The 14,658-nt window shown below is 51.7% G+C and carries 12 protein-coding genes; 4 read left to right on the top strand and 8 right to left on the bottom strand.

The window, feature by feature from the left end; all coding sequences use genetic code 11:
- Positions 1–84 precede the first annotated feature (84 nt).
- Positions 85–720, top strand: a complete 636-nt coding sequence (locus ACR0DG_RS07615) for a YgjV family protein (protein ID WP_480695912.1) — start codon at positions 85–87, stop codon at positions 718–720.
- A gap of 194 nt (positions 721–914) precedes the next feature.
- Here ACR0DG_RS07615 and ACR0DG_RS07610 read toward each other — a convergent pair whose 3' ends face one another.
- The 3 genes from ACR0DG_RS07610 to ACR0DG_RS07600 form a co-directional block, all read right to left on the bottom strand.
- Positions 915–1,496, bottom strand: a complete 582-nt coding sequence (locus tag ACR0DG_RS07610; protein ID WP_480695910.1) for a disulfide bond formation protein B — start codon at positions 1,494–1,496, stop codon at positions 915–917.
- 9 nt (positions 1,497–1,505) lie between these two features.
- A complete protein-coding gene (locus ACR0DG_RS07605; protein WP_480695908.1) occupies positions 1,506–1,661 on the bottom strand; it encodes a DUF5993 family protein in 156 nt (51 codons plus the stop codon).
- Between the two features lie 385 nt (positions 1,662–2,046).
- Positions 2,047–3,180 (bottom strand): patatin-like phospholipase family protein, encoded by a 1,134-nt coding sequence (locus ACR0DG_RS07600; protein ID WP_480695906.1) that lies wholly within the window; start codon positions 3,178–3,180, stop codon positions 2,047–2,049.
- Positions 3,181–3,325: 145 nt separating this feature from the next.
- Here ACR0DG_RS07600 and ACR0DG_RS07595 point away from each other — a divergent pair, with 145 nt between their 5' ends.
- On the top strand, positions 3,326–4,486 hold the full coding sequence (locus tag ACR0DG_RS07595) for an efflux RND transporter periplasmic adaptor subunit (protein ID WP_480707103.1): 1,161 nt from the start codon (positions 3,326–3,328) through the stop codon (positions 4,484–4,486).
- An 18-nt stretch (positions 4,487–4,504) separates the two neighbouring features.
- Positions 4,505–7,639 (top strand): efflux RND transporter permease subunit, encoded by a 3,135-nt coding sequence (locus ACR0DG_RS07590; protein WP_480707101.1) that lies wholly within the window; start codon positions 4,505–4,507, stop codon positions 7,637–7,639.
- A 407-nt stretch (positions 7,640–8,046) separates the two neighbouring features.
- On the opposite strand, the gene ACR0DG_RS07585 is transcribed toward ACR0DG_RS07590, so the two are convergent.
- From ACR0DG_RS07585 to ACR0DG_RS07575, 3 genes are all read right to left on the bottom strand, one after another.
- Complete coding sequence (locus ACR0DG_RS07585) at positions 8,047–8,787, bottom strand: class I SAM-dependent methyltransferase (RefSeq protein ID WP_480695900.1); 741 nt, start codon at positions 8,785–8,787, stop codon at positions 8,047–8,049.
- A gap of 230 nt (positions 8,788–9,017) precedes the next feature.
- Entirely contained in the window at positions 9,018–10,070 is a 1,053-nt protein-coding gene (locus tag ACR0DG_RS07580) for a TRAP transporter substrate-binding protein (protein WP_480695898.1), read from the bottom strand.
- Positions 10,071–10,600: 530 nt separating this feature from the next.
- Complete coding sequence (locus tag ACR0DG_RS07575) at positions 10,601–11,188, bottom strand: fatty acid desaturase CarF family protein (RefSeq protein ID WP_480695896.1); 588 nt, start codon at positions 11,186–11,188, stop codon at positions 10,601–10,603.
- 230 nt (positions 11,189–11,418) lie between these two features.
- Between ACR0DG_RS07575 and ACR0DG_RS07570 the strand changes: the two genes are divergently transcribed.
- The gene (locus ACR0DG_RS07570; protein ID WP_480695894.1) at positions 11,419–12,558 is read left to right on the top strand and encodes a patatin-like phospholipase family protein; all 1,140 of its coding nucleotides are present in this window, start codon (positions 11,419–11,421) and stop codon (positions 12,556–12,558) included.
- A 312-nt stretch (positions 12,559–12,870) separates the two neighbouring features.
- Here the strand turns inward: ACR0DG_RS07570 and ACR0DG_RS07565 are convergent, their stop codons facing one another.
- Complete coding sequence (locus ACR0DG_RS07565) at positions 12,871–13,752, bottom strand: 5'-methylthioadenosine/S-adenosylhomocysteine nucleosidase (protein ID WP_480695892.1); 882 nt, start codon at positions 13,750–13,752, stop codon at positions 12,871–12,873.
- A 484-nt stretch (positions 13,753–14,236) separates the two neighbouring features.
- Complete coding sequence (locus ACR0DG_RS07560; protein ID WP_480695891.1) at positions 14,237–14,611, bottom strand: hypothetical protein; 375 nt, start codon at positions 14,609–14,611, stop codon at positions 14,237–14,239.
- Positions 14,612–14,658: the final 47 nt, after the last annotated feature.

The following is a 14,658-nucleotide window of genomic DNA, read 5'->3' as shown; positions in this document are numbered from 1 at the left end:
ATAGCAGGATCGTCCTCCCCTGAAATTGCAAAAAAGAGAGGCTACCCGGCCGATAGTGCAAATTGATAGAGAGGAGAGCATCTTTTGATTTCAATCTCATACATCCTTGCGCAACTCCTCGGAACTATTGCTTTCGGTTTTCAAGTTTTCTCTGCCAGATCAAAAGAGCGCAACAAGTTAACTCTGTTTCTGGGGTTTTCGAACATCTTCTGGGTAGCGCACTACGTGGCACTGGGCGTACCGCTTGCGGCGATTATCGCCGCGCTCATCGCCGTACAGCTGATTGTTTCGAGCGTCGTGAGTCAAAAGTACCGAAACCCGATTATCGTTTTTTTCATCCTCCTCTATTGGATCGCCGCATATTTCACGTTTGAAAACCCCCTTCATCTTTTGCCTGCGGTTGGGGCGTCCGCTGTTTCGATTTCGTTTTTGCTGAGCCGATCCCTTACGCAAATACTTCCGGCGGTTGGCACGTCGGTGCTTTCCTTAACACTTTTAAGTCGTGACTCTGCTATGGCTGTTAGGATCGGTGCGATGACGTCTTTTTCCATGTGGATGGCGCATGGTTTTGTGACCGGCTCTATCGTTGAGATTGCAGCAAATGGCATTCCACTCGCGACCGCATTTTATGGCTTGCTCGTATACGATCTCGGCGTGAAGCTTCCATCGTTGGGTCGGTTCACTCAGCGGGCTAAACCACCACCAGACGAAAACAATTAGAGTGCCTTAGTTTTAGAATAATAGATGTAACATCAAAAGTTAGGAAAAAGGGATACGTGTCCCTAAGAGCGTTCAGTTCGCCCACTATAATTAAAAACCAAAAGGTTGAGAGCACTGAGGCGTGACTAGACTGCTAGGTGACACGCATAGCTTTTACAAACGGATCTCTGTTGGGAATTGATTAATTCATGCGCTTATGAATCGGCCGTACCCCCAAGCTCATCCAACAACTTGTAGTCCGTTGGCGGATCGTCACAAATACCCGGTCCACATTCCAGCAGAGCAGAACCGGCGTTGAGTGCCGCCAATAGCAAGATTAGGAAAAATGCTGCCTTGGCGAGTTGGCTGCCGCCGAACCTTTCAGTTGCCCTAACGTCTGAGGCAAGGTCATATTGCTTTTCAAACACGAGCATGACCGCGGTTCCAAGGATCACCAAACCAAAGGCTATTCCAGCCCAAGTGTAAAAATGCAAACCGAGTACAGGTGAGCCGTAGTGTCCCGTTCCCGGTACGATGTGCAAAAGGATCTGTCGGATTGAAACGCTTATTCCGAAGATTGCCGCGACAAGTGCTATTCCATAGTTCCTTGCGCGCGTGCCCCACAAAAGGTTCAATCCCAGACCAAACCCAACTGCTACAAATCCAACGCGTTGCAGCAGGCACAGCGGGCAGGGCAGCTCGTACAAAACGAGCTGGAAATAAAAGGCAAGAATTAGCACAAGGCAAACCGCCATGGTGCCAAGCGCATTCATATTTCGAGCGAATTCAGGTGACATGCGCAGGCCTCACAACTGAATAGAAAGTGGAGTCGTCGCGTGAAACTTCAGCCAGTAAGTGCTCATCACAAGAGCAAGTACGAAGACAGCGTACGAAGACCTGACAAGTTCGAAATATGCGAGCGTCATCGCGCCTGCAAAAAGTGCAAAAAGTAAAGCGATCATAGGATGCTCCTTGCGGATCAATTATTCAATCGTGACCAATGTGCGTAAGCTGAGCCGTTTCTGGCTATTTAATCAAGTCTTTGGCGACCATCAGACGCGCCCTTTGTCGTCCTTTTCTGTTGGGACAGCGGACACTGCTCACGATGAATGCGTCTCGTTAATACTGACGTCAGACAAAACATGAAGATTAATCATTTTAGTTGGTCAAGCTCCCGCTAATGACCACATTCGATGCACGATGTACAAAATGGAATGCTCGCTCATATTTGCAGGGGTTTTGTCAGACCGAATAGTGAAGTGGCAAATCGCATCCGAAGCTAACAGCGGATCAAAGTTCCTTCTATGGCACCTTAAGTTTTCGGTGCAGAGGCGACTGTTGCTGAATCTAGTTGGTGAGCTTCTTCACAACCTCATCAATCAACCCAGAGTTTTCGTCTACATAGCGCTGGCCAGAGGCGCGGATCAGGTCGATGTTTTCTTGTTTAGGATTGAACCCGTTTACGCCTGCGACCGCGTCTGGTGACAGGAAATAGCTGTCGATATCAATGGACGACTCAAAATCCGCATGCCTTTGCAATGCGTGCGAACTGACTGTTGCCTCTCCGTTGAAAACCATGTGCACCATTGGAAAGAACCACTTAATCAGCCCGCCACCTTCGGCGGTTGCGGATGATACCGGCTGTCGCAGCTTGCTTCCAAGCGCGACGACTACAAATTCCTGATGTTCCGGCAGGTGCGAGCGCGCGTGCAGGTAGGCGATATCACCCGGGGCGTTCAAAATCATGGCCGCATCCCCAAGGAATTCTCCGGATGTGTGTTTGCCCGAGAACGTCACGGCAGGAAAATAGACCGGAGCACTGGTCACAGCGGTCACAAGTGAACGCAGGTAGATGTTGCCCTCGACAGTATCCCAGTTTCGGAACACCCTAAGCCCGTTCTCTTTCTGCGAATAAGATGGGAACATGGCCGGGCGAAGAAGGTCATTGAACCTGGTGTCACCAAACGCCTGTTCATACACCTTAAGCCGGCCTTCATTTGGGATGGCTGGTCCGAACAGGCCATGGCCCGTTAGTATTTTATGATAAACGGGGATACCAAGAATTTCTCTTGCATACTGCTCATAGTCTTCCAGCGCTTGTTCGGCCGTGATCGGTTGTCCGTTCTCCCCGGTGGGGCTGAATAACAACGCGGCGATAATTGCGCCGGTCGACGACCCGGCCACAAAGTCAAAAAGTTCGTGGATGGGCTTGCCCGATTTCTCCTCAAGCGCCTTCAGAACTTCGAGCTCTGCCAGGCCATATAAGGCACCACCGTTCATCGCCAGTATGCGCACCCGCTTGGGATCTTCGGTGCTCCATTCCAGCGGATCGCCAAAGTCTTCTTTCTCCGGCCAGCCCGGTAGTTCAGATTGGCTTTCGTAAAAATACCTGCCGTAGGCGAACACACTTGCAGCGTAAATTAGCACAATGGGGATCAGACAGACCAGAACCGTTCCGATTATTTGAATGAGGCGCTTCATGCGGTCCCTATTTCCAGATTGGGGATGGGTAAGTCATAGCGGCCCCGGCAAGATCATCAAGCGCGATGGGTGAACCTTTATTGCCGCCTACTTTGTAAACCTCACAAAGCGCTATTGGCATCCTTGCGGCTTGAACGATTGACTGGTGAGCAAACCAATGCGACGCTCGCACCAGTTGTTTTCAGACAAAGGTGGATTTGGGTTAATGCGAAGTGTTTGGTTCGTTCTGGCGACCGCTCTTTTGTCTGTTTCGGCGGCGGCGGCTCATGCGCAGACAGGTACAACCCCACCAAGCGTTCTGGTTCAGAAAGCGCAGACGCAAAAACCCGGCTTGTCAGATTCCTACGTTGGCCGTGTCGAGGCGGTTAGTACGGTGGACATCACGGCGCGTGTCGAAGGCACCTTGGACGCGCGAAAATTTGTCGAAGGCGGGCTGGTCAAAGCAGGCGATGTGCTCTTTGAGATTGAGCGCGACTACTATCAGGCGCTTGTCGATCAGTCCGCTGCGACGGTCAGCGGCGCAAAGTCCACGGCAAAAGGTTCAGAGGTGAACTATGAGCGTCAGCTGGCTCTGCTACAACGCGACGATGTTCCACAATCCACGGTTGACGCGGCCCAAGCAACGCTGGGCGCGGATCAGGCTGCGGTCAGCAAGGCCGAAGCGGAACTGGAACAGGCTAATATCAATCTGGGCTATACAACGATCACCAGCCCAATCGACGGTCGCATATCGAAGTCAAACGTCGATGTTGGCAACCTTATTAGCGCGAATTCCGGTGTGCTTGCGACTATCACCAGCGTCGATCCGATCTATGTCAGCCTCTATGCCAGCGAACGTGATCTGATCCAAAAGCGGCAGCAAGGACTAATCGGGCAAAATACATCGTCGCTGGGTGTTCGGCTGGAACTGACAAGCGGCGCGACCTATGGGCAGCCGGGCCAGATCACCTACATCAGCAACGAAATCGACGCAGCAACCGACACGATTGAAATCCGTGCCACATTCGAAAACTCTGACGGCCTGCTGATCCCCGGACAGGTAGTTACGGTCACCTTCGAAGACCCTAATGCGAAAGCCGTGGTTGTGATTCCTCAGACCGCCATCCAGTTGGACCAAAAGGGTCACTTCGTGTTTGTTGTGAACAGTGAAAATATCGCGAAACGGCAGGATGTTACCTTGGGTTCGCAAACTGGTCGTGATTGGGTTGTATCTTCGGGCCTGAAGGCGGGGGATCTGATCATTGTTCAGGGCCTGCAAAGAGTCCGGGAGGATCAAAAAGTCACGCCGACCGAAAACCAATCCTAGACCGTAGTCTCGTATATGTTGTCCAAATTTTTCATTGACCGTCCGAACTTTGCCATCGTCCTGGCGGTGATCATGATGTTGTTAGGAGCAATTGCAACGCGGTTGGTTCCCATAGCCGAATTCCCGTCAATCGCTCCGCCCCAAATACAGGTGACGGCAAGTTACCCCGGCGCCAATGCCGCGCTCATCCGGGACGCTGTCGCGACCCCGATCGAGGAAAAGGTGAACGGAGTAGAAGGCATGATTTACATGTCTTCTTCTTCGTCGAGTGAGGGTACGTACAGCCTGACTATCACTTTCGACATCAATACAGACCCAGACATTGCAGCGGTCAATGTGCAAAACCGTGTTGCACTGGCTACTCCGCTTTTGCCCGCGACTGTGACGCAGCAAGGCATTTCCACCTCGAAGCAGAACAGCAACATGCTGCAGGTGATAAACCTTGTCTCGCCCAACAAAACCTACGACCAACTGTTTCTCAGCAACTATTCGGCGGATTTCCTGCAAGACCCTCTCAGCCGGATAGACGGAGTGGGTGCAGCTACGCAGTTTGGCCAGTTGAACTATTCGATGCGGGTTTGGCTGAACACGGATCAGATGGCGGCCCTCAATATCGATGCCTCTGACGTGGAATCCGCAATACAAGCGCAGAACATCGAAGCCGCTGCAGGGCAGATCGGTGCGGCGCCTTTCGGCGATGAAGCGACTGCGTTTCAGTTCACCCTGGACGCTCAAGGCTTGCTAGACGATCCAAAACAGTTCGAAAACATCATAGTTAAAGCGCAGGGTGATGGCTCATTCGTACGCCTCAAGGATATTGCGCGCATCGAATTGGGCGCTGAAAACTACTCAGCCATTGCCTATTACAACGGTCAACCTTCAGCGATACTGGCGATTTTTCAGGAAAGCGGGGCCAACGCAATTGATGTCTCGACTGCTGTGCAGGCAGAAATCGAAAAACTCTCTCAGCAATTCCCTGATGATGTCGAATACATTCTTGCCTACGACGTCACTGATGCGGTGCGCCAGTCGATTGAAGAGATTATTACAACGCTGGCCATAACGGCCGCCATCGTTGTGGCCGTGACTTTCATGTTCCTGCTGAGCATTCGTGCCACGATTATCCCTGCGGTAGCCATACCTGTGTCCCTGCTTGGAACGATCGCGCTGATTTATTTGATTGGGTTCAGCGCCAATATGATCACTTTGTTTGCCATCGTTTTGGCAATCACGCTGGTGATCGACGATGCGATTATCATCATCGAGAATACAGAACGGATCATGGAAGAAGAGGGCCTTGAGCCGCGCGAAGCAACCCTCAAAGCCATGTCTCAGGTCACCCGGCCCATAATTGCGACGACCTTTGTCCTGGCTGCCGTGTTCATTCCGGTCTGTTTCTTTCCAGGGATTACGGGCCGAATATACCTGCAATTTGCGCTGACAATCACCTTTGCCTTTACCCTGTCGGCGATCAACGCCTTAACGCTGGGCCCGGTGCTTTGCGCTCAGTTTCTAAGTCGCAAAACCGGTCACCCCAAGGGGATTGCCCGCATTGTTCCTGATGCGATCAACCGCTGCAGGGATGGATATGTGGCACTGGTCAGTTTGATGCTACGGTTCAAGGCCTTGTGTCTGATCCTGTACGCTGGCGTTGTAGCCGGAACCATTTATCTTTTCCTAAACACGCCTACCGGGTTTATCCCGCCAGAGGACAACGGCGTTCTGTTTGCCAGTGTCGCCCTTCCGGACGGGGCTTCGCTGCAGCGCACCGAAGAGGTGTTGTTGGACATTGGCGAACAGGTCAAACAACACCCCGGAATATCTTCGGTTACGTCAGTTGCCGGTTTCAGTCTGATTGCCGGGGACAAGTCCAATGTGGGCATGTTGGTGATGCTGCTTGATCCATGGGATGAGCGGAAGACTAAAGAAACCCAATGGTACAACATCATGTTCGCGCTGAACGATATTCTCGCGAAACGACCAGAGGCGACCTCGTTTGTTTTCCCGCTTCCTGCAATTGCCGGCGTTGGGCAGGCAGGTGGGCTGTCGGCGCAATTACTGGACTTGCAATCCCGCGACATTCACGAATTTGATGCCGTCAAGAACGGCTTGCTTACCGCCCTCATGAAAGAACCGCAGGTACAACAGGCCTACAGTTCCATGTCGGCGAACGCGCCTCAGTATTTCCTGGATATTGACCGAGATCGGGCCGAAGCGCTGCAAGTGGATGTCAGCAGTATTTTCACAGCCCTGCAGGCAAGCTTTGGGTCGTTGTACGTGAATAATTTTGTGCGCGAGGGCCGGGTCTATTGGGTGGTTGTTTCGGCTGATGCTCAACACAGGCAATCGCTTGATGAGATTGACGGCGTATACGTCAAGAACGCGTCGGGTAAAGCGCTTCCCCTCCGTACCTTCGTTACGGTCAAACCGCAGCTTGGAGCCGAGATTCTGTATCGCTACAACCTGTTCAACTCGGCTTCGATCAATGCCCAGCTACAAACAGGGGTCAGCTCCGGTGATGGCATTGCCATGGTCGAACAGGTCGCCGCGGATACTTTGCCAGAGGGCTACATCCTTGAGTGGACCGACGTAACCCTGCAAGAAGTTGAAGCCGGTGATCTTGTCCTCTTCATTCTCGCGCTTGCCGTGATCTTTGCCTATTTGTTCATGGTCGCCCAATATGAAAGCTGGATATTGCCGCTTGCCATCATGGCATCCACCATCTTTGCGGTTCTGGGCGCGCTCATTCCCCTGCAATTCATACCCCTGCTAAACAACAATATTTACGCACAGATTGGTATCGTTCTTCTAATTGGCCTCGCGGCTAAAAAGGCCATCATGGTCGTTGAATTCGCGCATAACTTGCGGCGTTACGACGGTATGTCCATTGATGATGCCGCTATCAAGGCTGCCCATATGCGTTTCCGTCCTGTTACTATGACGGGGCTGTGCTTCATAATGGGCGTTCTACCGCTGATGCTGGCCAGCGGCGCGGGCGCGGCGGGCCGAGTGTCTATCGGCTATCCGGTCTTTGCGGGCATGATCATCGATAGCACCCTCGGCCTTCTGATGATCCCTGTATTGTATGCAGTATTCCAGCGTATGTCAGAGCGTTTGTCAGGCAGTCTGCGATCAGCACATTCGAAGACGTAGTAGTCCGAAGTGGTGGAATGTAAGGAACCATGGCTTGGAAACACTGGGTTCATACAAGCGGCTCAAATACTTGGTTTCGGGTGGCATCGGATCTATCGGCTCTTGCTTTACGTCAACCGGCTAGAAAGTGTGCTATGCTGTAAACCACTTTCCCAATCAACTAGCTACGTCTCTGCTCCGACGGTAGTGATCCAATGCTGTTTTACGTATTTTCCCAGTAAATGTGCCTCTTTGATGAACACAAATGGGTAGTTCCAGACCTTTGAACCGATTGACCTAACGACAGGTCATGCCGCCCCGTACTCGTCGTTGCGATCCGCAACTCATAACATCATGCAGCAACGCCTCTGATGGCAGGAGCGAGCTCAGAGTGCTTGATGCTGTGCTGGGCGCGAGTGTCTGTAATTCTAATCCTTATCGACTGGCTTCATGCCCGCAACGCTGGTTGCGCAACCAAAAAAGTGCTTCTTGATTTCAACTGACAGGCCAGCCTCCATCAAAGCGTTTGCCATTTGGGTGCTATCGCCGAAGTTTCGCGTGTAAGTTCCAATCATGCTGAAGTCATTAGCACCTCTCACGAAATATCGCTCAACCATCGGAAGTACTTTATCTAGGTAGACCCGGTAAATTGGACGGAGTACCCAGCCTTTCGGGTCAGACGCCTCTATCAAAGCAAAGCTGCCTCCGGGCTTCAATACCCGAAAAATCTGCTTTGCGAGAATTGCCTGTTGGTCAGCGTTGAACGTTTTTAGCCCAAATGTAGATACTAATAGATCAGCGCAATTGGCATTGAGGTCTGTTTTCAAAGCATCCGCCTCAATGTGAGTGATCTTTTCAGCGTATGCACCATGTAGCCGAGCAACTGCCTCAAGATGCATGCGGTGGGAGATATCCAAAGCTGTAATCTTGTCTAAGCCGGGGAAACGGCGCAGCAGATAGGGCCAGAATTCACCTGTTCCTGCCATCAAATCAACAACGATAGGGTTGGAATTTTGAGGAGCAGCTAAACGAGCGACACATTGACGTCGCCATATCGCAATAAAACCAAACGAACTAATTGCACTCCATCTTCGATAGCTGGATGAACAACGGTCAAAGAGGCTGGCTACAAACGCGGGATCGTAAATGTCTTCTGTGGGATCACTCATTGCTCGATCAAAGCTGGGTTATGCTGGGCTTCTACTTACGGGTTCTCAAGAAAAACTGAAAGCAGCCGCTGGCGTGGTTGCTGCAAACTGTCGTTTTTTCCGCGTCCTCTGGTCTGCGACCAGCCAATCATGCAAGCCGCAGAGAACGGCTTAGAGCCCTTCGTCGCCCGGCTCACGGCTCATCTCAGCCCCCTGACGCAGAGGTCTAAGGACCGCGCTGGGACGGCCTATCATGGGCGCTGCATCGGTGTTTCGGTTAACGTGTCCCAGGCGTCTTGTTGCGTTCGTGCGGCCTGCAAACTGTCCCAGACCTCGGCCACAAAAGGGTCAGCCGCAGCCATTTCGGAGACAAGCGCGTCCCACGCTTCCCGGAGGCTGTCCAGGGTTTCGGGGCTGTAAAGACGGACTTCCACGCCCCGTTCTACCATTTGCGCGACGGCGGCAGCTTGTGAGTTTTCCATCCGCAGGACCGAACGCATCGCGTTGGTTCTGGCCGCCATGTCGATGATCGTGCGCTGGCTGTCTGTCAGCCCGTCCCAAACGTCGCGGTTGATGACTAACTCAACCATCGTCGAGGGTTGGTGCCAGCCCGGGAAATAGTAGAAAGAAGCCACGTCAGGAAAACCCAGCTCAAGATCCACCTGGGGAAAGCTGAACTCGGTTCCGTCGATGGCGCCACTTTCAAGTGATGGAAAGATCTCTCCGCCCGCGATCAGAACGGTATCCGCGCCCAGGCTTGCCAGCACTTCCGAGGCCAACCCCGACCAGCGCAGCTTGAGCCCGGCAAAATCGCTGCTCCCTTCGATGGGTGAGTTGAACCAGCCGCCCGATTCCATGCCGGTGAAGGTTAGTGGCATAGTCACTATGTCAAAGCTTGCATCATCATACATGCGCTGATTGAGCTCGAGACCGCCGCCTTCGTAGAACCATGCCATATAATCAAGCGCCTGCGGCCCGAAGGGCATCGAAGTGAAAAACGATGCAACGGGCAAGGACCCATGAAGGTAGGCAGCAGCAGTATATCCGGCGTCGATCTGGCCGTCAGAAACCGCCTGTTGAATGTCGAACGGTGGGACAATGGCGCCAGGTTCAGCCAACTCGATCTGGATCGTCCCGCCGGAGGCTGTTTCGACCTCTGCTTCGAACTGCCGGATCGTGTCGATGACAGGTAGGTTGGTCGGAAAAGCTGATTGCAGGGTGATTGTGACATCCTGCGCAAGGCTCGGCCCGCTTATGGCCACAAAGGGTAAGGCAGCTAGGGCCAGTCTGGTCATCTTTGTCATGTTGTCCTCCGGGACGGTTGCGGCAGTTTTTTTGGGGTGCGCGATTGTCGAAGTGCTGCGTGCTTTCGAAATGTGGATCAAAGCTGCCTATATTATCCATGAAATTAAATGAATTCGTGCAAGATCAAACTGCAGCTTTAGTTTGCAGACCTTTTGTTGACGTCCTACAAAATTTCGCATGCTCGAGGAACGGCAGCTATACGGGTGCGACTGCAGCATCGAGACAAACAGATGGATGCCTGCTTTGGGCCAGCTATTTACATCTGCATTTCCCGGCATGAACCAAAACGGTTATTCCACTAAAGACCAGAATGATGGAGCCGATGCTTCTCCCGTGATTTTGCCAAAAGTGCTAAGTTGCAAGTAGGTAATGTCTCGCTTGGATTGAACGAGCGAACACTGCACAAAGCTAAGTTGTCTTTTTGACTTCAAGACCGCAGACCCGTGCGTGTTCTAACACTGCGATTCATAAGTCACTCATTGTGACAAACCCGTTTCGCGTGTGACCCCAAATAACAGAAGCTCAGAACTCAATTCCAAGCGGCACGATCGCGGTACCAAGGGCGGTTTTGCAGATCCGGTCTGCGGGGGGCGCCAAAAACCGGCACTAGGACGCGTTCAAGCGCGCGCCAAAATCCAATGCTCTCTAGCACGGGGTTCACCCATGGTGTGATTACGCAATAGTGGGTCGTGTTCGGAGCTGTGTGATGCCGCCAGTGATGGCGTCCATCTTGAAGGATACCAAAGCGCTGAAGGTAAGAAACCACCGCCGGCAGTCGAACAGTCGGTGCGTGTGCGAAACGGTGAATTTGTTCTGAGAGACTGCCTATCAAAAGAAAAACGACCAATTGCCAAGAAAGAACACCGAAGAACCAAGAAATAGAAGCGATTAGGACCGCGATCGTGAACAGCAGGGCACTGTCGTGTAGCCAGTGGATTTTGAGAATGTCTGTCGGATCAACATGGTGTCGCGTATTCGGAAAAGCGAAATTCGGACCCCAGATCGGAGCGTCAACAGTGCCCAGCGTATCCATCGCCCAATGCCAGACTCCGCTGGCGAAATCCGCAAGCAACAACAAACCAACAACCTGCAGCGCGACAAAAACGATTTCATACATCGGACACCAGTCCTAGCTGATCCACCCGCTCTTGCAAGTGTGCCTTGAGTACTTTTAATCAAAATTAACTTAGTTGAACGTCGCTTGCCGTTGATGCTTGTAAATTGAGCGAATGTAGATGCTCCTAGCGAATCCTAGAACCTCTTAACAAACATCATCGTAAGTCGGGTTACGTTTGAATATGACAAACTCGACTGACTTTACCCGCAGAGTGGAACCGTAAGGATACAATGAAACGTCTATATGAAACCTGTGGAAAAGTCTTCATTTGGCTCGTTCTGGCTCTGGGTCTATACGCCGTCGGCGTCGTAACTTATTCCAACTATTCGGTCGCAAACCGAGTGCAGATGACAGGCTGGCCAGAGACTTCTGATTTCACCGACCCGGTCGATTGGAAAACGGATAGTCCAAATGTCGTTCGCATTCTGGCAATGGATGGCGGCGCTTTGTACGGGTTGTCACAGCTTGAGATATTGAAAGCCATAGAAGAAGAAACGGGAAAACGCACTCATGAGCTTTTTGATTTTGTAACGGGTGCGTCGACAGGTGCAATTATCGGGGCTCTTTTGTTCAAACCCGGGTTGGATGGCAGCCCGCCACCTACCGCCGCAGAAGCCATAGACATCTACGACGAGTATGCAAAAGATATTTTGGGTGTTCCCGCTTATCATACCGTACTGACAGGTCGAGGCTTGTTTGGACCCGTAATACCAAATCATGGTCGTCTAAAGGTCTTTCGAAACGGGTTTGGAGAAGCGCGATTCAATGAATTGCTGCGCCCCGCACTTTTCCCTGTCTTTTCTCAGGAGGAAAACAGAATTCGATCGTTTCGAAATTGGGACAAAGTTGATAGCAACATCCACCTGCATGCTTTGATCGGTGCTGCGACAAGCGCTCCGATGTTCTTTCCTGCCATCACCTTGACCGGAGAGCATGCATCTGGTGCGTTCTTTGATGCCGGTTTAGTTCTAAACTCGCCGGGTGAGATTGCCTACTTGCAAGCGCGAACAAATCTACCGGATCACAAGAACTTTGTTGTTGTGTCGATTGGTACGAAACCGCAGCAAATCGTGTCTTCCAGAACGGCTGAAGCAGGCGGAGTGATTGACTGGTTAGCGCCAATCCTGGAAATTGTATTTAGCGGCGAGGACACAATAAGTCAGGACACACTGGAACAGCTGTCGAAAATTGACCCGTCTGTTACCACGCAATCCTTTTTCCTAGCACCAGATGATGTTGAGGGCGTTTCCGGTTTCGAGCATACGAAAACAGCGATCACGTCAATTCGTACAGCAAGCCAAGATTTCGTTAAGGAAAATAATAACTTAATTCGTGAAGTCGCCAGGGCACTATCAATCGATGTCGATTGATCCAGAGGCCATGATTGGCAACTGCTCAGCGACGCGCTCGCAAATGAACGGCACCAATGGGCCGCAAGCTCCTACATATCCATCAAAATCGGCCACAGATGCTGCATTGCTTCCGAGACCCGTTTCGAGCCAAAGGCGAATGATGATGCGATTTCTATGAATGGCTGTTTCGATGGTCGATTGACGTTTATCAATATTGCATTTGCGTAAAAATAGAAGCCGCTAAACGACAAGAACTGAAAGTCGGTCGATTATCCCAGCGATATAGAAAGGATGCTGGGTTTGGGTTCCTTCACCCGTTAAGTATGATCTCTATTTGAGTTCGTCTAAGAAGGCTTCTACTAAATTGGCAAGATTTCCTCCCGCCAAGTTCATAAAGATGTCGAACTGATTATCGCCGGATTCACCGCCTGCAAGATCAGACAAGGCTCGGAAAGCAAGGAAAGGAACACCGTTGGCATCGGCGACCTGAGCAATTGCACCTGTCTCCATATCCAAGACCCGTGCATCAAATGTGTTATGAGCCCATTCACGGAAGTCTGCATTGTCAACGAAAGCTGTTCCTGTCACGCCGCCTCCGCCGATATGAACTATTGGCTTGTGTTTTAATTCTCGTCCGTCGGCATCTGTACTCGTAAGACTTACCGTCTCTGCCGCTCTTTCGGCTGCTTCCAAGAAGTCTTTATCGGCGGGAAACCAAAAGCGGCTCTCACCATGTCCGGCAAGCTCTTCAAACACGCCGATATTCAGCGTGTACATCATTCCAAAGTTCGGGAAATCGGATGATAGAAAAGGAGGAAGTTCATATCCATTGTCAGTCTGTCTGGCATAGGCCATTTCCATATATTGACCCCACTGGGTCGGAACGGCGATATCCCCAATTGACAACATGGGATCGGCGCCTCCTGCTACACCAGAAACGACGATCCCGCCGATTTCAAAGTGGTCAAGCGCCAACTGTGTTGTCATGGCAGCATTGACCATTGAAACCCCAGAAGAGAAAACCAAGACAGGAATGCCGGAAAGCTCGCCTGACACAAATTCGCGTCCAATGATTTGGTGACTCTGCGGGTTTTCCAAACGGCTTCGCAATACTTCAATTTCAGGCTCAAATGCGGAAATAAGCGCAATGCGCGAAACGTCGTTTTCGGTTGCAATTGCGGAAGAGTTTCCCGCTAGTACGGCTGAAGTCAAAGCTAGCAGTTTCCTTATCAATGATTGGTGTCGCATCGGGTGGTTTCTTGCGACTTTTCTCCAAGTATTTAGGCATTCCGCGTACAATCTTCCAGAAAACCTATTTTTCTTAATACGATTAACAAGCGGCCACTGGCCCGAATGCACCGATTGCTCGCTTTGTCCGCCATACAGACTTCAAACCGCCGCCATATCTCGTTTGCGCGGCGAATGGCTGGTTAGCGAAAGCTGTGTTGCGACATTTCAGGGCGTGATCAATGACTAATAAGTCTCTCGCCACTCGTTTGCGGTTGGGGCCCCTGCGGACAGTACAAGCCCTATAAATACAATGGGTTTAGAGCTTAGAGAAGACGCCGGCGCGATATCGTTAGGTTTGACGGTATGTTATCCATCGAGGCAAATTAGGATGTCTCCAAGCGTGACAGTTTCTTGGCCTTATGGCTCGTGCCAAATGCCCGAAGAAACGTGTCGGCAGGGGCCAACTTTAGTCGGTGCGCCGGACCATGAAGTTCAGGAAAAACTGGCAGTCTATTCGGCGCGGTTCGTGGACCAATCGCTTGCCGGGCTGCAGTTCCTTGGGCAGCTTGACATCAATACGCACTTTGTACCGCGTCAAAGGAGGGCCAAAGTGCGAGCTAAGCGTGAAGCGCAGCTTCAACTCAACGCTATCCAGCGACGATCCGGTGAAGTCCTTGAACCACGGACCGCCGCCGGCTAATGCCTGTGCCGAGGTCAGTGTCACTTTGCCGTTCTTGCGGCAGATCCGCAATTCAGCGAGCGGTTCGATCTTACCTGGGAAATAAGCATCGTCGCCGCGTGTCGTGGTTTGCCGGTAATCATCGCCCGATCTGCGGCGCACCAGAATGACTTAGTCGCCGTCAAACCCTGCAATGGGCGCTGCCAGAG

It is taken from the genome of Ruegeria sp. BG8 (assembly GCF_056538325.1).
This window is presented reverse-complemented; position numbering and strand designations above follow the sequence as displayed.

Coding starts and splice junctions, on each gene's coding strand:
- ACR0DG_RS07585 (WP_480695900.1), bottom strand. CDS start 8,787: ATGAGTGATCCCACAGAAGACATTTACGATCCCGCGTTTGTAGCCAGC.
- ACR0DG_RS07605 (WP_480695908.1), bottom strand. CDS start 1,661: ATGATCGCTTTACTTTTTGCACTTTTTGCAGGCGCGATGACGCTCGCA.
- ACR0DG_RS07580 (WP_480695898.1), bottom strand. CDS start 10,070: ATGACAAAGATGACCAGACTGGCCCTAGCTGCCTTACCCTTTGTGGCC.
- ACR0DG_RS07570 (WP_480695894.1), top strand. CDS start 11,419: ATGAAACGTCTATATGAAACCTGTGGAAAAGTCTTCATTTGGCTCGTT.
- ACR0DG_RS07600 (WP_480695906.1), bottom strand. CDS start 3,180: ATGAAGCGCCTCATTCAAATAATCGGAACGGTTCTGGTCTGTCTGATC.
- ACR0DG_RS07575 (WP_480695896.1), bottom strand. CDS start 11,188: ATGTATGAAATCGTTTTTGTCGCGCTGCAGGTTGTTGGTTTGTTGTTG.
- ACR0DG_RS07610 (WP_480695910.1), bottom strand. CDS start 1,496: ATGTCACCTGAATTCGCTCGAAATATGAATGCGCTTGGCACCATGGCG.